The sequence below is a fragment of the Pseudomonas sp. DF11 genome (assembly GCF_058148565.1).
In genome coordinates this window covers 1-279 of sequence record NZ_JBYVYN010000033.1, presented here as the reverse complement: position 1 = coordinate 279, position 279 = coordinate 1, and the positions used below count along the sequence as shown (strand labels likewise).

Below are 279 nucleotides of genomic sequence, written 5' to 3'. Positions count from 1 at the left end.
CGGACCAGCGGAGAGCACGTCGTTGAAGGCAGAGCCTATGACGGTTTCGATACCCGTTAAAATGGTGCCTTCGGCATCCCCGCCCGTTCCTGCGGTTCCCGTCCCGAGACGGACATTAACGTTTACCCCGGCAGTCGAGCCCGAGTAGTCGACCGTGTCGACCCCGGCACCGCCGTCGAAATCCATACCGCTACCATCGCCAACGAACGTGTCGTTGAAATTCGATCCTCTGATCACCTCGATACCGGTATAGGTATCACCTGCTGCGATCCCGGAATG

1 pseudogene is annotated in these 279 nt (G+C 58.8%); it reads right to left on the bottom strand.

What is annotated here, in order from left to right:
- Positions 1-279: pseudogene (locus AC30D9_RS29415) on the bottom strand (calcium-binding protein); the annotation flags it as partial.